The sequence below is a fragment of the Bradyrhizobium sp. 4 genome, assembly GCF_023100905.1.
Taxonomy (GTDB): Bacteria; Pseudomonadota; Alphaproteobacteria; order Rhizobiales; family Xanthobacteraceae; genus Bradyrhizobium.
In genome coordinates, this window is record NZ_CP064686.1 from 1,813,644 (window position 1) to 1,835,738 (window position 22,095).

Annotated in this window: 21 protein-coding genes; 13 read left to right on the top strand and 8 right to left on the bottom strand. The window is 64.4% G+C overall.

What is annotated here, in order from left to right; genetic code table 11:
* The first annotated feature begins 239 nt into the window (after positions 1-239).
* From IVB45_RS08270 to IVB45_RS08280, 3 genes are all read left to right on the top strand, one after another.
* Positions 240-1,247, top strand: coding sequence for an NAD-dependent epimerase/dehydratase family protein (locus IVB45_RS08270; protein WP_247357099.1), 1,008 nt, complete (start codon positions 240-242; stop codon positions 1,245-1,247).
* A 24-nt stretch (positions 1,248-1,271) separates the two neighbouring features.
* Complete coding sequence (locus IVB45_RS08275; RefSeq protein ID WP_247357098.1) at positions 1,272-2,684, top strand: mannose-1-phosphate guanylyltransferase/mannose-6-phosphate isomerase; 1,413 nt, start codon at positions 1,272-1,274, stop codon at positions 2,682-2,684.
* Between the two features lie 74 nt (positions 2,685-2,758).
* Complete coding sequence (locus tag IVB45_RS08280; RefSeq protein WP_247357097.1) at positions 2,759-3,649, top strand: aldose 1-epimerase family protein; 891 nt, start codon at positions 2,759-2,761, stop codon at positions 3,647-3,649.
* A 30-nt stretch (positions 3,650-3,679) separates the two neighbouring features.
* On the opposite strand, the gene IVB45_RS08285 is transcribed toward IVB45_RS08280, so the two are convergent.
* Entirely contained in the window at positions 3,680-4,528 is an 849-nt protein-coding gene (locus tag IVB45_RS08285; RefSeq protein ID WP_247357096.1) for an MBL fold metallo-hydrolase, read from the bottom strand.
* 246 nt (positions 4,529-4,774) lie between these two features.
* Between IVB45_RS08285 and IVB45_RS08290 the strand changes: the two genes are divergently transcribed.
* The gene (locus IVB45_RS08290; RefSeq protein WP_247291416.1) at positions 4,775-5,587 is read left to right on the top strand and encodes a response regulator transcription factor; all 813 of its coding nucleotides are present in this window, start codon (positions 4,775-4,777) and stop codon (positions 5,585-5,587) included.
* A gap of 230 nt (positions 5,588-5,817) precedes the next feature.
* Here the strand turns inward: IVB45_RS08290 and IVB45_RS08295 are convergent, their stop codons facing one another.
* Both IVB45_RS08295 and IVB45_RS08300 read right to left on the bottom strand, forming a co-directional pair.
* Entirely contained in the window at positions 5,818-6,636 is an 819-nt protein-coding gene (locus tag IVB45_RS08295; RefSeq protein ID WP_247357095.1) for a transglycosylase SLT domain-containing protein, read from the bottom strand.
* Positions 6,637-6,726: 90 nt separating this feature from the next.
* A complete protein-coding gene (locus IVB45_RS08300) occupies positions 6,727-7,869 on the bottom strand; it encodes an alpha/beta hydrolase (RefSeq protein WP_247357094.1) in 1,143 nt (380 codons plus the stop codon).
* A gap of 140 nt (positions 7,870-8,009) precedes the next feature.
* On the opposite strand from IVB45_RS08300, the gene pgm reads away from it, so the two are divergent.
* The 5 genes from pgm to IVB45_RS08325 all read left to right on the top strand — a co-directional run bounded on the left by pgm (position 8,010) and on the right by IVB45_RS08325 (position 13,221).
* Positions 8,010-9,656 (top strand): phosphoglucomutase (alpha-D-glucose-1,6-bisphosphate-dependent), encoded by a 1,647-nt coding sequence (pgm, locus tag IVB45_RS08305; protein ID WP_247357093.1) that lies wholly within the window; start codon positions 8,010-8,012, stop codon positions 9,654-9,656.
* A 284-nt stretch (positions 9,657-9,940) separates the two neighbouring features.
* Complete coding sequence (locus IVB45_RS08310) at positions 9,941-10,990, top strand: aromatic ring-hydroxylating dioxygenase subunit alpha (protein ID WP_247357092.1); 1,050 nt, start codon at positions 9,941-9,943, stop codon at positions 10,988-10,990.
* Between the two features lie 6 nt (positions 10,991-10,996).
* The gene (locus IVB45_RS08315; RefSeq protein WP_007595257.1) at positions 10,997-11,749 is read left to right on the top strand and encodes a GntR family transcriptional regulator; all 753 of its coding nucleotides are present in this window, start codon (positions 10,997-10,999) and stop codon (positions 11,747-11,749) included.
* Positions 11,750-11,761: 12 nt separating this feature from the next.
* Positions 11,762-12,742 carry a PDR/VanB family oxidoreductase gene (locus tag IVB45_RS08320; RefSeq protein ID WP_247357091.1) on the top strand — a complete coding sequence of 327 codons (981 nt, stop codon included), beginning with the start codon at positions 11,762-11,764 and terminating at the stop codon, positions 12,740-12,742.
* Between the two features lie 86 nt (positions 12,743-12,828).
* Positions 12,829-13,221, top strand: coding sequence for a response regulator (locus IVB45_RS08325; protein ID WP_247357090.1), 393 nt, complete (start codon positions 12,829-12,831; stop codon positions 13,219-13,221).
* Positions 13,222-13,238: 17 nt separating this feature from the next.
* On the opposite strand, the gene IVB45_RS08330 is transcribed toward IVB45_RS08325, so the two are convergent.
* The 4 genes from IVB45_RS08330 to IVB45_RS08345 form a co-directional block, all read right to left on the bottom strand.
* Entirely contained in the window at positions 13,239-13,664 is a 426-nt protein-coding gene (locus tag IVB45_RS08330) for a response regulator (RefSeq protein WP_247357089.1), read from the bottom strand.
* A complete protein-coding gene (locus tag IVB45_RS08335) occupies positions 13,615-13,962 on the bottom strand; it encodes a response regulator (protein WP_247501308.1) in 348 nt (115 codons plus the stop codon). Before IVB45_RS08335 ends, IVB45_RS08330 begins: the two co-directional genes overlap by 50 nt.
* Before the next feature lie 326 nt (positions 13,963-14,288).
* A complete protein-coding gene (locus tag IVB45_RS08340) occupies positions 14,289-16,250 on the bottom strand; it encodes an EAL domain-containing protein (protein ID WP_247357087.1) in 1,962 nt (653 codons plus the stop codon).
* 361 nt (positions 16,251-16,611) lie between these two features.
* Positions 16,612-16,977, bottom strand: coding sequence for a nuclear transport factor 2 family protein (locus tag IVB45_RS08345; RefSeq protein ID WP_247357086.1), 366 nt, complete (start codon positions 16,975-16,977; stop codon positions 16,612-16,614).
* A 100-nt stretch (positions 16,978-17,077) separates the two neighbouring features.
* On the opposite strand from IVB45_RS08345, the gene IVB45_RS08350 reads away from it, so the two are divergent.
* From IVB45_RS08350 to hemC, 3 genes are read left to right on the top strand one after another with little or no spacing between them, the layout of a single operon-like run.
* Entirely contained in the window at positions 17,078-17,668 is a 591-nt protein-coding gene (locus tag IVB45_RS08350; RefSeq protein WP_247357085.1) for a TetR/AcrR family transcriptional regulator, read from the top strand.
* A gap of 53 nt (positions 17,669-17,721) precedes the next feature.
* The gene (locus IVB45_RS08355; RefSeq protein WP_247357084.1) at positions 17,722-19,347 is read left to right on the top strand and encodes a choline dehydrogenase; all 1,626 of its coding nucleotides are present in this window, start codon (positions 17,722-17,724) and stop codon (positions 19,345-19,347) included.
* Between the two features lie 25 nt (positions 19,348-19,372).
* The gene (hemC, locus tag IVB45_RS08360; protein ID WP_247357083.1) at positions 19,373-20,353 is read left to right on the top strand and encodes a hydroxymethylbilane synthase; all 981 of its coding nucleotides are present in this window, start codon (positions 19,373-19,375) and stop codon (positions 20,351-20,353) included.
* Between the two features lie 218 nt (positions 20,354-20,571).
* Here the strand turns inward: hemC and hemE are convergent, their stop codons facing one another.
* The gene (gene hemE, locus IVB45_RS08365; RefSeq protein ID WP_247357082.1) at positions 20,572-21,606 is read right to left on the bottom strand and encodes a uroporphyrinogen decarboxylase; all 1,035 of its coding nucleotides are present in this window, start codon (positions 21,604-21,606) and stop codon (positions 20,572-20,574) included.
* Positions 21,607-21,716: 110 nt separating this feature from the next.
* Here hemE and IVB45_RS08370 point away from each other — a divergent pair, with 110 nt between their 5' ends.
* The gene (locus IVB45_RS08370) at positions 21,717-21,932 is read left to right on the top strand and encodes a hypothetical protein (RefSeq protein WP_007595236.1); all 216 of its coding nucleotides are present in this window, start codon (positions 21,717-21,719) and stop codon (positions 21,930-21,932) included.
* The last annotated feature ends 163 nt before the right edge of the window (positions 21,933-22,095 follow it).

The window sequence follows — 22,095 nt, forward strand, 5'->3', positions numbered from 1 at the left end:
GCTCCTGGGGAACGCTTGTTGAAAGAACTGCCGGGCAGGTGGAGCCCTTTATGGACACGCGCCTGATGCTGCGTCGGCAGGCAAAGGACGCCTCGTCTGGTTAACTTGGGAAGGCTGACATCCGACGCGCCCGGCATTAAGCTTGCCGATGCGAGGGGGCTGTTCTCCAATGCTGAACCCTTGCCTCTACCGGTCCAGTCTGGCAATGCGGTATCTGAGGACGAACAACGGAGTTTATTTTGGCCCCCGTGGTGGTTACCGGCGCTGCCGGCTTCATCGGCATGCATGTCTGTGAGCGCTTGCTCGCGCGCGGGGAACGAGTTGTCGGCATCGACGCAGTGACCCCTTACTATGATCCGGCGCTCAAGCGCGCTCGCCTCGAGACGCTCAAGCATGATGCCTTCACATTCCACGAGATCGATCTTGCCGACTTCGCTGCGGTGACGCGTGTGTTCGACGAGGTCTCGCCCGATCGCGTGGTGCACCTCGCGGCGCAGCCCGGCGTGCGCGCGTCGATCGACGATCCCATCACCAGCATCCGCGCCAATTGTGATGGCTTCGTCACCGTGCTCGAAGCCGGCCGGCGCCACGGTCTGGCGCATCTCGTCTACGCCTCCTCGAGCTCAGTGTACGGCGCCAATCGCACCTTGCCGTACTCGACCGAGCATTCGGTCAATCATCCGGTCAGCCTCTACGCCGCGAGCAAGAAGGCCAACGAGCTGATGGCGCACACGTTCGCACATGTTCACAAGCTGCCGGTGACCGGTCTTCGCTTCTTCACTGTCTATGGTCCATGGGGCCGGCCCGACATGGCCGCCTGGCTCTTCACGCGCGCGATCTTTGCGGGTGAGCCGATCAAGCTTTTCAATCATGGAAATATGTGGCGCGATTTCACCTATGTCGACGACATCGTCGAGGGCGTGATCCGCACCCTCGATCGCCCCGCGACGCCGAATCCCGCGTGGAACGCCGAGCAGCCGGAAAACTCGTCGAGCTATGCGCCGTATCGCGTCTACAACATCGGCAACAATTGCTCGGTCAACTTGATCGAGTTCGTCGAGACACTGGAGAAGATCATCGGCAAGCCTGCGATCCGCACGCTTTTGCCGATGCAGGCTGGCGACGTCCTCGAGACGCGTGCCGACATTTCGGCCCTGCAACGCGACGTCGGCTTCACGCCCTCGACGCCGCTGGCGGATGGCTTGGGCCGCTTTGTCGACTGGTATCGAAATTATCACCGCATATAAACCCCTCTCTTGAGTAGCTCACACGTGTCCCAAAAAATCATCCCCCTGATCATGTGCGGCGGTGCCGGAACGCGGCTGTGGCCGGCTTCGCGCGAGGTGCGCCCCAAGCAATTCCTGCCGCTGTTCGGCACCCGCTCGACCTTCCAGGACACGCTGTTGCGCGTCTCGGAGGCCTCGCTGTTCGATCGCCCGATCGTCATCACCAACGCCTCCTACCGCTTCATGGTGCTGGAGCAACTCGCCGAGATCGGCATCGAGGCCGACGTGATCCTCGAGCCGATGCGGCGCGATTCCGGCCCTGCGATCGCCGCCGGCGCGGTGTTCGCGCAGAACCGCTCGAGTGAAGCGATCGTGCTCGCGCTCGCCGCCGACCACGTGGTGCAGGACAATGCGGCCTTCGTCGCGGCGTGCCGCCAGGGCCTCACCGCCGCGAGCGCCGGGCGCATCGTCACCTTCGGCGTCAAGCCGGAACGGCCGGCGACCGAATACGGCTATATAAGCCCGGGCGAGGTCATCTCCGGCGAGGTGCACGCGGTCGCGCGCTTCGTCGAGAAGCCGGATGCGGTGAAGGCCGCCGACTACGTCAATTCCGGCTATCTCTGGAACAGCGGCAACTTCATGTTCCCGGCCAGCGTCCTGCTCGACGAATACCGCAAGGTCGATGCGGCGAGCGTGGAGGCGATCTCCAATGCGGTCACCAATGCCGGCCGCGATCTTGGATTCGTGACGCTGGAGCCCGAGGCGTTCGGCGCGGCCAAGGCGATCTCGATCGACTATGCGGTGATGGAGAAGACCGCGCGCGCCGCTGTGGTGCCGGTGTCGTGCGGATGGTCCGACGTCGGCTCCTGGCACGCGGTGTGGGAATTGTCGGACAAGGACGCGCAAGGCAATGCTTCGCATGGCGCCGCCGTGTTCGAGGATAGCCGCAATTGCAACGTCACTACCGATGCCGCGCTGGTCGCACTCGAAGGCGTCGACGATCTCATCGTGGTGGCGACCGCGGACGCGGTGCTGGTCTCGCGCCAGAAGGATGCCAACGGGCTCAAGCGGCTGGTTACAAAACTCAAGGCGGTCGCGCCGAAAGTCACCGAGGAGCATCTCAAGGTGCATCGGCCCTGGGGCAGCTACCAGTCGGTCGACAATGGCGAGCGCCACCAGGTCAAGCGCATCGTGGTCAAGCCCGGCGGGCGTCTGTCGCTGCAGAAGCACCATCATCGTGCCGAGCACTGGATCGTGGTCCGCGGCACCGCCCGCGTCACCGTCAACGAGACCGTCAAAAGCGTGCACGAGAACGAGTCGATCTACATTCCGATGGGCGCGGTGCACCGGATGGAGAACCCCGGTAAAATCATGCTGGAGCTGATCGAGGTCCAGACGGGAAGCTATCTCGGTGAAGACGACATCATCCGGATTGAAGACGATTATCAGCGCTCTTGAGCAGAGTGTCGCTCCAACATTCCTTGAACATTTGGAAACTGTCCTGTGAACTGCGATGACCGGAACAGGCTGTCATGACCGACGACACGCACACGATCCGCAGCGGCGGACTCACCGCGACCATCAAGGCGCAAGGCGCGGAGATGTGTTCGCTGGCGAGCGATGCCGGCATCGAGTTCGTCTGGCAGGCGGAGCCGGCCTGGCCGCGACATGCGCCGCTGCTGTTTCCGATCGTCGGGCGCCTCGCCAATGACGAATTGCGGCACCGGGGCAGGACCTACCGGATGACCCAGCACGGCTTCGCGCGTGACAGCCGCTTTGCGTGGGTGGAACGAGGCGAAAGACGCTGTGTCCTGGTGCTCGAAGACAGCGAGACGACGCGCGCGCTCTACCCCTTCGCGTTCCGCCTGACGGCAACCTATGCGCTCGACGAATCCGGTCTCGATCTTTCACTCGTGATCGCGAACACCGGCAAGGAGATATTGCCGGCCTCGCTCGGCGGCCATCCCGCTTTCAACTGGCCGCTCCAACCGGGGCTGGCGAAGGAGAGCTACGCGCTGAGCTTCGCAAACGCAGAGCCATCGCCCGTCCGCCGTCTCGATGGCGGCTTGCTGCGCCCGGCAACCGAGCCGAGCCCGGTCGAAGGCTCCGTGTTGCCTCTGTCCGAATCCCTGTTCGTCGACGACGCAATCATCTTCGATCGGATCGCGAGCAATTCGGTCCGCTATGCCGTGGAGCAGGGCGCCTCCACCGGGCCGTGGTTGAAAATGTCATGGGGCGGCTTTCGCGAGCTTGGCGTCTGGTCGAAACCATCGGGCGCGCCGTTCCTCTGCATCGAGCCCTGGCGCGGCTATGCCAGTCCGGCCGGCTTCGACGGCGAATTCACTGACAAGCCGGGCCTGATGCACATCGCGCCCGGGACGGAAGAGCAATTGTCATTTCGGGTTGAGGTTGGATCGTCCTGAGGTGGGACGGTCTGCGCGCATCTGAAGTTCTCAGACCTCGATCCGCGTGAGGTCCTCGCCGAGCACGACAGGACCCGAATAGTCCCGCCTGACATCCGCAAGCAGCGCATTGAGCATGGAATCGTCGGTGCGAGGCCGGTGATGGGTCAGCGCGAGCTTCTTGACGCCGGCCTTGGCCGCGACCTTGCCGACTGTATCGCCGCAGGCGATCGTGAATTTCGCAAGCCGGCGCAGGTGCTCGTTGTCGATCTCCGGCGTGGCGAGGAAGCAGCACTGGACCAGCAGGTCGGCCCCCTCGGCCAGTCGCTCGAGACCGGGGCAGGGCACCGTGTCGCCCGAAATTGCGATGACCTTGCCTTCGGCCTCGAAGCGGTACCCGAGACACATCCAGCGTGCGAGGAAGGCCGGCGACATGTCGAGGCCGTCGCCATGCGAGACGAGTTCGGCGCTGATCTTCCAGCGGCCGGTGTCGAGAACGGGGCCGGGTATAATGTCGGTCGCGACGACTGGTTTCCAGCCGCCGAAGCTTGGCTCACCCTGATCGCGCCAGGCGATGTCCTTGTCGTAGACCTGCGTGACCAGCGTATTGACGAGCCGTTCGGTATCCGGCGGTCCATAGATGCGCAGATCGTCCTTGCGCCCATGCAGCCATGAATTGAGCATCACGTCGTAGAGGTCGCCGATGTGGTCGAAATGGTGATGGGTGAGAAAGACCGTGTTGATGGAGCCGAGCGGCACGCCAGCCTTGCTGAGCTGCACCATGACGCCGCGGCCTGCGTCGATCAGGATGTTTTCCTCGCCGAGCCTGATCAGCGTGGTCGTCGCCATGCGGCGCGGGTCCGGGCGCGGGCCGCCGGTGCCGAGCAGGATGACTTCCATGGCGCCACCTCCTGGGGCAGACTTTTCGGGGCGCACAGTAGATTTGAAGCTCTTGGCGTGGCAAGCGGCCGCGGGATGGGCTTCAGCCCGCACAACAGCCGCTCGTACGGGCTCCCGAACATGCTGCGCGAGATGAGAAGTGTGGGCCAATTCATACTTAATCCAGCTGGATCGTGACCAATGTTGTTTGGGCGCGCTAACGCGCCTAGTATTGCAGCAGGCAATTCGAGGGGGCTCGAACAAGTCGTGAATGTACGTTCACAGGGCGGCGCGCTCGGCGACCTGAGCTTCCAGGTCGGCCCACAAGCACACAGGACATCCAACATCGTGGCTGATTCCTCAGGTCAGGAATTGCGTGTCGCTGGCCGGGAGCGACTGATCGTCGTCGAGGACGATCCGGTGACGCGGACGATGCTGGTCGGTTATTTCAGCGAGAACAATTTCGACGTGGTCGGTGCCGGCTCCTGCGCGGAATGCCGCCAGGCGCTGCGGACGCGGACCGATCTCGTCTTCCTCGACCTGCAGCTGCCCGACGGCGATGGCTTCGATCTCGCCAAGGAGATCCAGGCGACCAGCAATGCGGGTATCATCTTCGTGACCCGCCGCGACACCGACGTCGATCGCATCCTCGGCCTCGAGATCGCGGGCGACCACTACGTTACCAAGCCGATCAATTTGCGCGATCTGCTCGCGCGCGCGCGAAGCGTGCTGCGGCGGCGCTCGATCGACCGCAAGGCGGCGCGCACCCACAATTCGATCGCCTTCGGCGACTGGATCATCGACCTGACGCGGCGCGAGCTGCTCGGCAGCGACGGCAAGCCGGTGGCGCTGACGCGCGCCGAGTTCGACCTGCTCGCGGCGCTCGTCGGAGCTGATGGCAGGCCGCTCAGCCGCGACTATCTGATCGAGGTCGTCAGCAACCGCCAGGCCGAGGTCGATATCCGCACTGTCGATGCCCTGGTGGCGAGGCTGCGGCGCAAGCTGGTCGGCAGCGGTACGCCCGTCATCACCACCGTCACCGGCGTCGGCTATAAGCTCGCGTTGAGCGAGCGGCTCTAGACCCGGGCGCAGCACGACATGGTGCCGGCGGCGCCTTCGGGTTCAGCCACTGAAACCGACAAGGAACCGAATCGCGAGAAAGGCCGACAAGGCCACGGCGCCGGTCGCGACGATTGCAAACAAAACTCTCAAACTATTGTGCATGATCTCTATTCAGGTTCGGTTTCAAAGTTCGGTTTCAAAAATGCGTTCGTCCAACCGCTGCTCGTCTCAAGGCAGCAACTCTAGTTCTATTGGCGTGATGCCACCCGTTTCCACTTGGCTTCGACGCGAGCCTTGATGAGGCGGACCCGGGCTTCCTGTGCTGCCCAATATGCCCTGCTCGCGACCGCCGTGCCTTGACGGTAACGCGCGTAAACGTCCTTCGGCTGTGCCGGTGTCTTTTGACTGTGTGCCGACTTCTGATTGTGCGCTGACTTCGAGACGGTGGGTGCCGGAGTTGGCGCCGGTGCTACATCTGGGACGGCCGCGGCTTGGCTTCCCACATTCGTCGAGTTCATGGAGACAAGACGATTGCGGGCGCGATGACAATAGACCTGGGAGCGCGGAGTCATGGACTCCTCGTCATGACCTGCTCGATATTTCATCAGGGCGCGGCAAAGGTCCCCGCCTGCGAGGCGCCATGCGCGGCTCAGATAGAGAACGCCGTAGTGGATGTTGATGTCGGGCTCTGCGAGCTCTGCGTTATTTCCCCGAAATCCGAGCATCGCTGCCGTTTCGGGCCGAAGCTGCATGAGGCCGATCTCGCCGACGGTGCCAATGGTGCCCGGATTGTAACCGCTTTCAACGAAGACGACGGCCTCCGCAATGTCCGCGGGCAGATTGGTCTTGGCCGTTTCTCTTTCGATAATTTTTCGAATCGCTGCCCGCGATGCCGGCGTCTCTCCGGCGCCGAGATCTGCATTGTGACCGCCGGCCGCCAACGCCGGTCCCACGTCGTTTAGAGCGCCGTCCTGAGCGCGCACGGAGGTGGATGCCAACCAAAGCACGGCTATCGCAACGTGTGTCCACGTCGCGCGGGCATTGATGTGTGTTCGATCCCGCAGCATCGACCACGTATTATATCTTTCGAGTTAACAACCGATTTTCTGGCGGCCCCGGGGCGCGGTCCGGCTCGGGCGGCCAGCGGCGCATCGAGGCTATCGCGACCGCGAGCTCTGGTCCGTTGATGCGCTTGGCGCAGCCCCGGCCAATTTGTCGTCGACCGCATAGAGCGTGCAGGTGGGTGACCATTTTGTGCAGGCGCCAAGTGAATCGCGCTGGGCGTCGTCGGCGGTCGCGCGCCCCGAACGCCAGCCGTAACCGCCGTTCGGCGACACCGCAAAAGCCTTGTGCGGCATCGTGCTGGCGAGATACCGCGCGAACTCGGCGCGCGCGGCCTCGCTGAGCTGGCCCGGCGGCGGCAGCGGATCGGGCAGACTCAGGACGTCGTGGCCGAGACCTCGCTCGCGCAGGAAGGCGTCGAGATATGGCGTCCATTGCGGACGGCTCACCACCGAATAGAGATAGTGGCCATCGTCGCCGTAAGGCGGCGCTGCGACGAATTTCGCGTTGCCGCCGCTGGCGCGAAATCCGTCATGGAGGCGCCGCGCGAGCTCGGGACCGAAGTAGGAATCGTTGCTGGCATAGACCCACAGCATCGGCGCGCGGGAGGTTTTGCCGAACGTGGCGAAGGCCTGCACCAGCCCGTTGGGATTGCAGACGTCGTCGTCGTCGCGCGAGCCGCGCCCGCCGGCAAAGTTGATCGCGGCGACGAGACCCGCTGGCGCCTGCGCGGTCAACGCGACAGTGGCGAACCCGCCGGCGGAATGGCCGGCCGCGATCATGCCCGAGGTGGTGACGTCGGCCCTGCGCACCATCGCCTCGATCGCCGCGCGCAAATCCGCCACCGCGACCGCCGCGGCCGGCAGATAAGCGGCAGTCGCGCAGCCGCCGACGCTGTCGACGCGCCCGCCGGGGGAGGTGCCGTAGCCGCGCCGCATCACGATCAGCGCGGCGAAGCCGCGCCGGGCATATTCGAGAGCGATGCCGTAATATTTGTGCGCGGACATCGTCGCGCGATCGTCGAAACTGCGCGGTGAGCCGTGGCTGAGCAGCGCCAGCGGATAGCGCCTGGCCCCGGCCGGCCGGACCAGGAACGCCTCCAGCCCCTGCGGTCCGGCCTCGGCCATCGGGATACGCAAATCCTCGGTGTAGAACTCCGCGGCCGTCGCATCGGGAACGATGCCGGCCATCGCAAGCCAGGCCATCAGAACAACCAGAAGCCTCTGAAACAGCGTCATGCCCGACTCGAAAAGCCCCGATCGAAAGACCATAGCATGATCTCAGGAACGGCCGCCCCATTGCGGGTGTTGTGCTCTTGGCGGGGGCTTGGCCGATGCTATGGTATCGCGCAATTCTACGACAGGACGAGGTATATTCAGTGGCTGATGTTCATCCCGCGGCGGGCAAGCAGGCCTCGCCGGACGCGCTCACCAATGTTCCGCGGCTGGTGACGGCCTATTTCGCCGGCAAGCCCGATGTCGCCGATCCCGCGCAGCGGGTGGCGTTCGGCACCTCCGGCCATCGCGGCACCTCGTTCAAGACCAGCTTCAACGAGGGCCACATCCTCGCGACGACGCAGGCAATCTGTGATTACCGACGTGAAAAGGGGCTGACCGGTCCGCTCTTTATCGGCATCGACACCCATGCGCTGGCCGAGCCCGCGCTGGTCAGCGCCGTCGAGGTGTTCGCGGCCAACGGCGTCGACATCATGATCGACAAGGACGGCGGCTACACGCCGACGCCGGTGATCTCGCATGCGATCCTGACCTACAACAAGGGCCGCACCTCGGGCCTTGCCGACGGCGTCGTCGTCACGCCCTCGCACAATCCGCCCGAGGACGGCGGCTACAAATACAATCCGCCGCATGGCGGACCGGCCGACACCGATGCTACCTCCGTGATCGAGAGGCGCGCCAATGCCTATCTCGCCGACGGCCTCAAGGGTGTGAAGCGCATCGACTACGCCAGGGCACGCAAAGCCGCGAACGTCCACGCCTATGACTACGTCACACCCTATGTCGCCGATCTCGGCAACGTCGTCGATCTCGACCTGGTCAAATCCGTCGGCGTCAATATCGGCATCGATCCGCTCGGCGGCGCCGCCGTGCATTACTGGCATCCGATCATCGAGCGCTACGGCCTGAAGGCGACCGTGGTGAACGAGGCGATCGACCCGACCTTCCGCTTCATGACGGTGGACTGGGACGGCAAGATCCGCATGGACTGTTCCTCGCCTTATGCGATGGCGAGCCTGATCGCGATTCGCGACCGCTTCGACGTCGCTTTTGCCAACGACACCGACGCGGACCGCCACGGCATCGTGACGCGCACCGGCGGCCTCATGAATCCGAACCATTATCTCGCGACCGCGATCTTCTATCTGTTCGCGCACCGCCCGAACTGGGGCAAGGACGCCGCGATCGGCAAGACCGTGGTGTCGAGCTCGATCATCGACCGCGTCGCGAAAAAACTCGGCCGCAAGCTGGTCGAGACCCCGGTCGGCTTCAAATGGTTTGTCGACGGTCTCCTCACGGGCGGCTTCGGCTTCGGCGGCGAGGAGAGTGCAGGCGCCTCGTTCCTGCGCCGCGACGGCACGGTGTGGACGACCGACAAGGACGGCATCATCCTCGGCCTGCTCGCGGCCGAGATCATGGCGAAGACCGGCCGCGATCCGAGCCAGCTCTTCAACGACCTCACTGCCGAGTTCGGCGTGCCCCATTACGCGCGCATCGACGTCGCCGCCACCACGCCGCAGAAGAACATCCTGAAGTCCGTCACGCCGGAGCAGCTCGGCCTGAAGGATCTCGCCGGCGATCCCGTCCGCGCCACGCTGAGCAAGGCGCCCGGCAACGGCCAGCCGTTCGGCGGCATCAAGGTCGAAACCGATTTCGGTTGGTTCGCCGCGAGGCCGTCAGGCACCGAGGACGTCTACAAGATCTATGCGGAAAGCTTCCGCAGCCCCGAGCACCTGAAGGCGATTCAGCAGGAGGCTCAGGCAGGGTTGGCGAAGGTGTTCGGGGCGTAGTCGTCGAGCCAAAGCGCCGCTGCCACTGCTCCTCCTGGAGGGAGACTCGCCGCATCAACAGGTGTCATCACTCGCGAAAGCGGGTGATCCAGTACGCCGTGGCCAGTTGAGTGAACCAACGACTGCCGCGGAGTACTGGATTCCCCGCTTTCGCGGGGAATGACAACGGTTTGTATACATGATACGAGAGAACGGTATTATAATACACCATAACCGCCCTTGAACGATTCCACCCCTCCGCTATTGTATACATAACGTATCCACAAGCCTTGGGAGTGAGACCGGTGACAAAACCCTTCCCGATGAACGCCTGGTATGCCGCCGCCTGGGACGCCGATGTGAAGCCGGCACTGCTGCCGCGGACAATCTGCGGCAAGCACGTGGTGATGTACCGCAAGGCCGATGGCTCGGTGGCTGCGCTGGAGGACGCCTGCTGGCACCGCCTGGTGCCGCTGTCCAAGGGCCGGCTCGAAGGCGACACCGTCGTCTGCGGCTATCACGGCCTGAAGTACAATGCGCAAGGGCGCTGCACCTTCATGCCCTCGCAGGAGACCATCAACCCGTCGGCCTGCGTGCGCGCCTATCCCGTGGTCGAGCGTCACCGCTACATCTGGCTCTGGATGGGCGATCCCGCGCTGGCCGATCCCGCGCTGGTGCCCGACCTGCACTGGAATCACGACCCGGCCTGGGCCGGCGACGGCAAGACCATCCACGTCAATTGCGACTATCGCCTCGTGCTCGACAATCTCATGGACCTCACACACGAGACGTTCGTGCACGGCTCGTCCATCGGCAACGAGGCGGTCGCAGAGGCGCCGTTCGACGTCACCCATGGCGAGAAGACTGTCACGGTGACGCGCTGGATGCGCGGCATCGAGGCGCCGCCCTTCTGGGCCAAGCAGCTCGGCAAATCCGGTCTCGTCGACCGCTGGCAGATCATCCGCTTCGAGGCGCCGTGCAGCATTGCCATCGACGTCGGCGTGGCGCCGACCGGCACCGGCGCGCCCGAAGGCGACCGCTCGCAGGGCGTCAACGGCTTCGTGCTCAACACCATCACGCCGGAGACCGAGAAGACCTGCCACTATTTCTGGGCCTTCGTGCGCAATTATCAGCTCGGCGAGCAGCGCATCACCTCCGAGATCCGCGAGGGCGTCTCCGGCATTTTCCACGAGGACGAGCTGATCCTCGAGGCGCAGCAGCGCGCGATGGACGAGAACCCCGATCGCATCTTCTACAATCTCAACATCGACGCCGGCGCGATGTGGACGCGCAAGCTGATCGACAAGATGATGACGAAGGAAAACCCGCCGCAGCATCTTCAGGCCGCGGAGTAAGCCGACATGGCCGAGCGTGAGGTCGACCGCTCCGTCTCGCAGACCGTGAAGGCGCAGCTCGCGCTGCGCGACCAGCTCCTGTCGGGCTCGTTGCGCCCCGGCGAGCGCATCTCCGAGCTCCAGGCGGTCGAGACCACCGGCGCCTCGCGCACCCCGGTGCGCATGGCGCTGGTGCGGCTGGAGGAGGAGGGGCTGCTGGAAGCGATCCCGTCCGGCGGCTTCATGGTGAAGGCGTTTTCGGAGCGCGACATCTCCGATTCCATCGAGCTGCGCGGCACGCTGGAAGGCCTCGCCGCGCGTTTTGCCGCCGAGCGCGGTGTCTCCGCGCGCGAGCTCGAGCCGCTGAAGGAATGCCTTGCCGCGATCGACGAGCTGCTGCGCCAGGTCCCGATCTCGGTCGACGCGTTCTCATCCTATGTCACCCTGAACGCGCGCTTCCACGCCCTGCTCACGGAATTGTCGCGCAGCCCGCCGCTCATCCGGCAGATCGACCGCGCCTCGTCGCTGCCGTTTGCATCCCCGAGCGGTTTCGTGATGGCCCAATCGGCGCTGCCCGAGGCGCAGCAGATCCTGATCATCGGGCAGGAGCACCACCGCGTCGTGATCGACGCCATCGAGAACCGCGAAGGCGCTCGCGCCGAAGCGGTCATGCGCGAGCATGCGCGGCTCGCGGTGCGCAATCTGCGGCTTGCACTGCGCAACCGGACCCATCTCGACCTGCTGCCGGCGCTCGCGCTGATCAAGTCCGCAACCGATTGAGAGGGGAGTGCCATGCGCTTCATCGAAACCTGGAGTCCGGCGACGCTCGTCTCGACGCGCGATCTCGCGCCGGGCATCCGCGAATTCCTGATCCGGCCGGACCAGTTCGACGGTGCCGCCTATCCGGTCGGCAGCCACATCAATATCAGCGTCACCATCGACGGGCAGCCGGAGACGCGGTCCTATTCGCTGGTCGGGGAAGCTTCGTCGCGGGGCTTAAGGATCGCGGTGCGCCGTGCCGAGGATTCGCGTGGCGGCTCGCGTTATATGTGGTCGTTGCAGCCGGGCGCGCGGCTCGACATCACGACGCCGGCGTCGCTGCTCGCGGTTGACTGGGCACGCCAGAACTACTGCCTGATCGCCGGCGGCATCGGCATCACCCCGATCCTCGGTGCCGCACAGGCGCTGTCGCGGCGCGGCGCCGATGTCACGCTGCATTACGCGGTGCGCTCGCGCACCGAGGCCGCCTATCTCGACGATCTCGCCGCAACGCTCGGTGATCGCCTGGTCGTTCACGCCAGCGATGAGGGCAAGCGGCTCGATCTCGACGCCCTGTTCGCCTCGGTGCCCAAGGATGCGCTGGCGCTGTTCTGCGGCCCGATGCGGATGCTGGATGCCGCGCGCCATGCCTGGATCGGCGCCGGCCATCCGCTTCCCGATCTCCGCTACGAGACGTTCGGCTCCAGCGGCACGCTGCCGACCGAGACATTTCGCGTGCGCCTGAAAGGCTCCGATGTCGAGCTGGAGATCCCACGCGAGCGCTCGATGCTTGATGTCCTCAACGCCAGCGGTCACGACGTCATGTACGATTGCAAGCGCGGCGAATGCGGCCTGTGCGCCATCGACGTGGTCGCCGTCGATGGCGAGATCGATCATCGCGATGTCTTCTTCAGCGACCATCAGAAGCAAAGCAACCAGAAGATCTGCGCCTGCGTTTCGCGCGCCCGCGGCACCATCACCGTAGACACGCTGCTCCGGGCCGATGCGATCTGACCGGTTCACGATCCGACAGGGACTGCAGGAACCCGTCTGCCTCATGAGTGTTGATCCGCCGCGGCTCTGTGCCGCGAGTGAAGCCAATGACCAGCCACGGGCAGCCAACTGTTTGCCGCGTTCTCATCGTCGAGGATGAGTACTTCCTCGGGGACGATCTGGCGCGGTCGCTACGGTCGCTCGGGTTCCAGGTGATCGGTCCCGTTTCCGAGCTGCCGGACGCGATGGCTATTCAGCATCCTGCTTTCGACGTCGCGGTGATTGACATCAATCTGCGAGGAGATTCGGCTTATCCGATGGCTGACAAGCTCACGCGCGCCGCCAAACCTTTTGTCTTCGCGACGGGCTATGGGGCCACCGCCATTCCGCACCGCTTCGAGCACGTGCCCCGATGGGAGAAACCTTACGACGTCGCAAAGCTTTCGGATCACGTCCGCGAGCTCTGCGCCGAACAATCGCCCAACGCTGCTGCCGAATAGAGTCGATGCGCGCTCATTCACACCGCTCGCTGTGCGCCTCGGCCCGGCACGGGTCGATTTCGGTTGGCGAGCAGCCAGCGAATTCTTCTCAGCAGCAGCTGCGGGTCAACGGCTCCACGTCCTGAGCTCTCTCTGCAAAGTCCGGCGGCTACATCGACGGATCGCTCGGGTGTACCAGTAAGTAACACCGTCAGCTCCGGCCTGTGCTCTCGGACCCACTTCGCGATACCGAAGCCGTCGCCCGCCAATGCTAAATTGGTGATCACGGCATTGATCGCGAAATCTGCGTGATCGAGAACGTCGATCGCCTCATGGGCCGTCACGGCTTCAATCACCCGATACCCACATTCGCGCAAATGCTTCGCGATCGGCATTCGGATGAAAACGTCATCCTCAGCCAGCAGGATCGTACGGGTCGCCGGAGCGCTGCTTAAATCGGTCATGGAGCGGTAACGGGCTGGCACCCGACCCGTTCCTGGCGACGACAGATCGGATCGCCTCGACTATGGTGCGAGGATCGTAGGGCTTCGCAAAGAAGCCATCATGCAGCGTGCTGTCGTCCCGCGGCAGATCGCTGGATGCCAACAGGATCGGCAAGTCGGGAAATTCTTGCCTCACCGTTTTTGCCAAACCAAGGCCGTTGATTGAGCCGGGAAGCCTGATATCGCTGAAAACAGTCGAAACCCGTGTTCCACCGCGCAACAGGTCAATGGCTTCGTCGGCACTGCCGCATTCGATCACCTCGAAACGCGCAGCTCGTCGGAGATCATCAGGCGTATCCAGATGTCGTCTTCGACAACCATCACGACGTGACGGGGGGGGGTCGTTCGGGGCCACTCTCCCGTCCGGCGCTCTGTTCACTTTGGACCTCAATGGGTTAGGGTGTCCCATCAACTTCAAGGATGCCGCATCGTTCCTGATTCCGCATTGCGCGGATTATGTCGAGTGCTTCGTGCGGCGCTCTTTCACATAGGTTAAGGGCAGATCGCGCGCATTCGGTGTGCCGCACGGTGCAGCTCACGCGCTGCGAGAGCACCTGAGGCATCAAGCACACATGATGGTCTAGGCTATGCCGCGTAAGTCGCCCGAAGCTTCTTCGGATCCAGCAGCGGCAGAACCTGATCCGCCGACACCGGCCGGCTGATGAGATAACCCTGAACTTCGTCGCAACCGATCTGGCGCAGATATTCGAGCTGGTCGGCGGTCTCGACGCCTTCCGCGACCACGCCGATGCGCAGGTCGCGCGCGAGCCCGATCACCGATTTCACGATCGCGGCGCAGTCCGGCTGCACCAGCATGTCGCGGATGAAGGACTGGTCGATCTTGATGCGGCTGAACGGGAGCTTGCGCAGATAGGTCAGCGAGGAGAAGCCGGTGCCGAAATCGTCGAGCGCCACGGTGACGCCGAGCTCCAGCAGCGCGTTGAGGACCGACGCGGCGGAGGCGTATTGCGACAGCAGCATCGATTCCGTGATCTCGATCTCGAGCCGGTGCGGGGCGATCTTCGCGTCCGCAAGTGCCTGCACGATGATCTGGAGGAGGCCGTTGTTGTGAAACTGTGCGGCCGAGAAATTCACGGCGACCCTGATCTCTTCGGGCCACTCGGCAACCGTCGCGCAGGCGCGGCGGACGACCCATTCGCCGATCTCGTGGATCAGCCCGGTTTCCTCGGCGATCGGAATGAACTCGCTCGGCGGCACCAGTCCGCGCTGGGGATGCTGCCAACGCAGCAGCGCCTCGAACCCGGTGATGCGGTTGCCGTTGAGGTCGAGAAAGGGCTGGAACACCAGGAACAGCTCGTCCCTGGCGATGGCGCCTTCCAGATCCGATTGCAGCGCCTTGCGGTCGCGTGACGAGCGGTCGTCGGCTTCCTCGAAGAAACACACCGTGCCGGGTCCGGCGTTCTTGGCGCGATAGAGTGCGGTGTCGACGTTCTTCATGATGTCGAGTTGCGTGCTGCCGTCACGCGGCGCCAGCACGATGCCGACGCTGGTCGCGCCGACGATCTGGCGGCCCTCGATCTGGAACGGTTCGTCGAAGGCCGCGACGAAGCGCTCGGCGATCTCGAGCGCATCCTCCGGCCGCGCCAGATTGGCCATCACCAGCGCGAATTCGTCACCGCCGATCCGTGCGACATGCTCGGCCGCGCGGGTGCACCGTTGCAGGCGGCTTGCGATCTGGACCAGGAACTCGTCGCCGGCGGGATGGCCGAACTTGTCGTTGACCTCCTTGAAACGATCGAGATCGAGCAGAAGGACCGCGAATTCCTCGCCGGACAGAACGAGCCGCTTCAAGGCTGCATCGAGCGTTTCGTTGAACGCGACGCGATTGGGCAGATGGGTCAGCGGGTCCTGCCGCACCGTACGTTCGGCCTCGATCTGCCGCATCACGCGCCGTGCGAACGCGATCGAATTGACGAACACGCTGCGCAGCAGCACCGATCCGTAGACCACCACCAGGAAGGCGATCAGCAGAAACGCCGGATCGCCATTCCTGCCGAGGCAGATCGCGATGCCAGCGAAGATCGGGGCCGTGAATGCGATCGCGGCGATCGGGATCGTGGCGAAGGCCAGCGCGCCCCCCGCCAGCATCCCCGAACAAAGGCAGGTGATGACGAGCTGCCCGCCGGTTGAGGCATTGGCGAAGAATGCGACCGGGACGGTGCCCCAGGCGGCGCCGAGGATGAAAGCATTGCGCACCAGCCGATGCATGGCCCGGCGCGAGACGAATTGCGGTTTGGTGATGCGGCGCGCGGCATGGGATTGCAGGCCGAACGCGATCGCGGCGCCCGCCACGATGGCGGCCCAGATCAAGGCCAGCTTCAAGTCCGGCGAATGCCACAGCGCGACGACGAGCACCCCGGCGTTGCAGGCATTGGCCAGCATGATGCCGACCGAATAGCCGAGCACCAGCGACATCTGTTCGGCGCGGATATGGCCGGCGACGGCTTCGTCGGTTACGGGACCGCCAAAGGCCGACAGATCGCCGGCGAACAGCCGCGCGAAAGAGCTGGTCGTTTGAGTCCGCATTCCAGAGCCTAGCAGCTTGGGCCGCTTGTCCGGCCCGGTCCGGAGACTTCGCTGCAAACCTTTGACGAACTATGAATTATCCAAGCTTGCGATGATTGCTCTGACCACTTCTGCGTGTTCGCGATATTGTATCGATAACAAATCGATACAAATGCGGCACCCCGCATTACGGTTGTGACGGCGGCTCGGTGTTCGCCACCAATTCACTGTCATGCCCCGCCACCGGGTCTCGCCTTCGGCGAGCCCGATGACAGGCTCCGGCGGGGCACCCAGTACGCTGCTGCCTATCCGATCAATCACACCTGTCTCGGAATACTGGATCGCCCGGTCAAGCCGGGCGATGACAGCTTTGCTCTAGGCATCACCGCCCCATCTGCTTGGGGTCGTAATAAAAGCGTTCCTCGACGAGCTCATCGCCCCGCCACGTCTGCCATGCGATCTCATCCAACGTTCGGATGATGCCTTCGGCATTGGTGAAGCTGAATCTCCAGCGCGTAGCGACATGGTCGCCTTCGATCAGGCTTGGCCCGATGCGCACGGCCCTGACCTCCTTGAAGGCTGCCAGCACGCCGCGCTCCTTGGCCGCGAGCTTGTCGCGTCCGACCAGGGGTTCGGCCTGGTTTTCATAGGTGGCGCCGTCCGGCGCGTAGTAGTCGAGGATCGCGCCGACGAAATCCCCGTCCTCCAATCGGTTGGCGAAAGCTTCGACGACATCACGGCTCGGCATGGCACACCTCACGAGTAAAACCGACTACTAGTCGGTAAATACCGACCGGCGGTCGAAAAGTCAACTGGCTGTCCTGGTCCATTTCGACTACAGCACACCCATGGCAAAACAGGCGGAGCGGCGGGCTGCGACATCGGAGGCGATCCTGACGGCGGCGCGCCGCCTGTTCGGGACGCAAGGCTTTGCCGCGACGACGATGGACGAGATCGCCGAAGCCGCCCACGTCGCCAAGGGCGCGGTCTATCATCACTTCAAGACCAAGGAGGCGGTGTTCGAAGCGGTGTTCGACCAGGTCTCGCGCGATCTCGTCGCCGAGATCGACAGCACGGCCCGCGCCGAGAAGGACGTGCTCGCCGCGATGGTCGCAGGCACCCAGCATTATTTCGCCGCGACCGCCAAAGGCCCGACCGGTCAGATCATCCTGCGCGATGGCCCGGCCGTGCTCGGCTGGGAGCGCTGGCGCGAGATCGACGCCAAACATTTCGGGGGCAAGCTGCCGCGCGCGATCGCGGCGGCGATGGAGGCCGGCCTGATCGCGCGGCAGCCGGTCGAGCCGCTGGCCCGGCTGCTGCTCGGCGCGGTGACGGAGGCCGCCGTCGCCTGCGCCGGACGCGCCGATATCGCAAGGGCGGGTGCGGAATATGCCCGTGCGTTCAGGTCGCTGGTCGAGGCGCTGCGCGTCGCCGCATGATCATGCTAAGTGATGATTGGAAACGCCCCCACCAACAAAAAGAACAGTAGCGCATGAACGCAACTTCCTCCCTGACGCCCTCCGATCCTGAATTCGACTACATTATCGTCGGTGCCGGCTCTGCGGGCTGCGTGCTCGCCAACCGGCTGTCGGCGAACGGCAAGCACAGCGTGCTGCTGCTCGAGGCAGGGCCGAAGGATTCCAACATCTGGATCCACGTGCCGCTCGGCTACGGCAAGCTGTTCAAGGAAAAGACCGTCAACTGGATGTACCAGACCGAGCCGGAGCCCGAGCTGAAGGGCCGCCAGGTGTTCCAGCCGCGCGGCAAGACGCTGGGCGGATCGAGCTCGATCAACGGTCTGCTCTATGTCCGCGGTCAGCACGAGGATTACGACAGATGGCGTCAGCGCGGCAACGCCGGCTGGGGCTATGACGACGTGCTGCCCTATTTCAAGAAGGCCGAGAACCAGTCGCGCGGCGCCGATCAATATCACGGCAGCGGCGGCCCGCTGCCGGTGTCCAACATGGTCGTGACCGATCCGCTGTCGAAGGCCTTCATCGACGCCGCGGTCGAGACCGGCCTGCCCTACAATCCTGATTTCAACGGCGCCACGCAGGAAGGTGTCGGCCTGTTCCAGACCACGACCCGCAATGGCCGCCGCGCCTCGACGGCGGTGGCCTATCTCGGCCCCGCCAAGGCCCGCGGCAATCTCAAGATCGAAACTGGCGCGCTCGGCCAGCGCGTGCTGTTCGAGGGCCGCCGCGCGGCCGGCGTTGAATACCGTCAGGGCGCCACTTTGCGCCGCGCCCGCGCGCGCAAGGAGGTCGTGCTGTCGAGCGGCGCCTACAACTCACCGCAGCTGCTCCAGCTCTCCGGCGTCGGCCCCGGCGACCTCCTGCGCAAGCACGGCATCGATGTCGTGCTGGACGCGCCGGGCGTCGGGCACGATCTCCAGGACCACATGCAGGTGCGCATCGTGATGCGCTGCTCGCAGAAGATCACGCTGAACGACACCGTCAATCATCCGCTCCGCCGCACGATGGCCGGTGCGCGCTATGCGCTGTTCCGCAAAGGCTGGCTGACAATCGCGGCCGGCACGGCGGGCGCGTTCTTCAAGACCAGTCCGCGGCTGGCCTCGCCGGACATCCAGGTCCATTTCCTGCCGTTCTCGACCGACAAGATGGGTGAGAAGCTTCATGGTTTCTCCGGCTTCACGGCGTCGGTGTGCCAGCTCCGTCCCGAAAGCCGCGGGTCCTTGCGCATCAAGAGCGCCGACCCGACAGTGCCGCCGGAGATCCGCATCAACTATATGTCGACCGAGACCGACCGCACCACCAACGTGGAAGGCCTGAAGATCCTGCGCAACATATTGCATGCACCGGCGCTGAAGCCGTTCGTGGTCGACGAATACGATCCCGGAGCGAAGGTGTCCACGGATGCCGAGCTGCTGGATTATTGCCGTGAGCGGGGCAGCACCATCTACCATCCGACCTCGACCTGTCGTATGGGCAATGATGCGCTCGCGGTGGTCGATCAGCGGCTGAAGGTGAGGGGCCTCGAAGGCCTCCGAATCGTCGACGGCTCGATCATGCCCGATCTCGTGTCGGGGAACACCAACGCGCCGATCATCATGATCGCCGAAAAGGCCTCCGACATGATATTGGAGGATGCGCGGTAAACTCGCGTCTTGAGAGGATTTGGGCTTGGCTACGCGATTCAAGATCGGCACACGCAAGAGCGCGATGGCGCTGGCACAGACGGAAGAGATCGCGCGCCGCCTGACCGCTGCCATGCCCGATCTCGACGTCGAGATCGTCAAGTTCGACACCACGGGCGATCTCGACCAGACCAGCAAGCTGCTGCCCCATGGCGGCAAGGGCGGTGCCTTCGTGGCGCAGATCCGCGCCGCCGTGCTGTCGGGCGAGCTCCATGCGGCGATGCATTCGCTGAAGGACATGCCCGGCAACGAAGACACGCCCGGCCTCGTGATCGGCGCCACGCTCTCGCGCGATCCTCCCAATGACGCGCTGGTCCTGCGCAACGGCGTGACGCTGGAGGCATTGCGCCAGTCGCGTGGCAAGGGTTTCAAGATCGGCACCAACGCGGTCCGCCGCGCCGCCTACGCGCGGCGATTGTTTCCCGACGTCGAGATCATCCACTTCCGCGGCGCCGCCGACACGCGCGTGCGAAAACTGGACAATGGCGAGAAGCAGCGCCTGCCGGATGGCGACGCGGTGGGGCCCGCGGACGCGCTGATCATGGCGCGGTCCGGCCTCGACCGCGTCGGCCTTTCCCATCGCATCGGCTACGAATTCTCCGCGGCGGAAATGCTGCCGGCAGCGGGGCAGGGCATCGTCGCGGTCGAATGCGCGGCACAGGACTGGCAGACGCGTCGCATTCTTGCATCGATCGACGATCCCGCTGCTCACGCCTGCGCCGATGCCGAGCGCGAAGTGCTGTGGGTGCTGAACGGCCATTGCAATTCGCCGGTGGCGGGCTTTTCGACCATTGCGGGCGATCAGATGTCGCTCACCGCGTCCGTGCTCGATCTCTCCGGCAATACCATCATCGAAGCCTTGCGTTCGGGTCCCGCCAATCGTCCCCGCGAACTCGGCCGTGCGGTGGGACTGGATCTGCTGGCCAAGGGCGCCGCCGAGATCATCGAGCGCAGCCGGCCGCGGTAAGCTTTCCCGCAGGTTCGCAATGACGAGGGGGACAGCGCTGCGATGATGGGATCATGCGCCTGTTTTGCCCGACGGGTCAAATGTTGGCGCGACCTGATGTGATGACGGCGCACCTGATTTCGGTCCGCCCTAAGTCATTGATCGGGCGTGGCCTCTCTACTGTGCATGGGGTTGTTTTCGCGCTTTTTTGTTTTCCCGCTCCCTAGGCGCAAAATAAATCAGCCCCGCACCCGCTTCAGCATCTGCTCGACATGGGCGATCGGTGTTTCCGGCTGGATGCCGTGGCCGAGATTGAAGATGAACCGCCCTTGCGCGAAATTCGCCAGCGTGTTGTCGACCGCGCGGTCGAGCGCGGCGCCGCCTGTGATCAGCACCAGCGGATCGAGATTGCCCTGAACCGCAACCTTGCTCTGCACGCGCTCGCGGATGAAGGCCGGCTCCGCGGTCCAGTCGATGCTGACCGCGTTGACGCCGGTCGCCTCGACGAACCCGGGCAGTTGCGCGCCGGCGCCGCGCGGAAAGCCGATGATCTTCGCGTCCGGCATCTTGGCGCGCACGCCTTCGACGATGCGCCGGGTCGGCTCGACCGACCAGCGCGCGAATTCGGCGGGTGGCAGCACGCCGGCCCAGGTGTCGAAGATCTGCAAGGCGTTGGCGCCGGCCGCAAGCTGCGCCAGCAGATATTCGATCGAGTTCTCGACCAGCACGTCGATGATAGCTGCGAACGCCTCCGGATGCCGGTAGGCCATCATCCGCGCCGGCGCCTGGTCGGGCGTGCCCTGGCCGGCGACCATGTAGGTCGCCACCGTCCACGGGGCGCCGCAGAAGCCGATCAGCGCGATCCTGGGATCGAGCGCGCCGCGCACGATCTTGAGGGCCTCGAACACCGGGGCGAGCTTGCCGAAATCGGCTTGCTTCGCCAGTGTCGCGACCTTGGCGGGATCATCCAGCGGTTCGAGCCGCGGACCCTCGCCGACCTCGAAGCGCACGGAACGACCGAGCGCATAGGGGATCACCAGGATGTCGGAGAAGATGATCGCCGCATCGAAGCCGAACCTCCGGATCGGTTGCAGCGTCACCTCCGCGGCAAGCTCCGGGTTGAAGCAGAGGTCGAGGAAGCCGCCGGCCTTGGCGCGCACCTCGCGATATTCCGGCAAGTAACGGCCGGCCTGCCGCATCATCCAGACCGGCGGAACGATCTGCTGCTGGCCGGAGAGGACGTCGATGAAGGGTTTTGTCGCAGACTGGGGCACGAACGGTCCTGAAGATGGTTACGGCTCCTGATACACCGCCACGGCCCGAAGCGGAACAGTGGAACCAAGCGCAATTGGGCCGCGTTGACCAGCCAACGGAGGACGAGACCATGGCTGAGACATTCAACCCCGCGCCGCATGACAAGCACGCCGACGATCTGCACGAAGCCCTCGCCGCCGACCGCCACGCCAAGCTCGACGCCGGGCTGAAGGATACCTTCCCGGCATCCGATCCCGTGAGCGCCGCCCAGCCGACGCCCTCGAAGGCCGATGCGGAGGCCGACAATCCCTCGCTCTGGGACAAGGTTAAGGCCATCTTCAGCTAGCGGCGGGTGCGCCGGATTCCGATAGGTTTGCTAATGCCTTGTTAGCGATGCGCTGAGTCCGGCGTCCGTACGACTACGGAAAACCGGGGACATCACTGCATATTTATCCCGACGTTTCAGAGTTCAATAACAGAAGCGGCAGAAGTTCCGGCGATCGGAGATT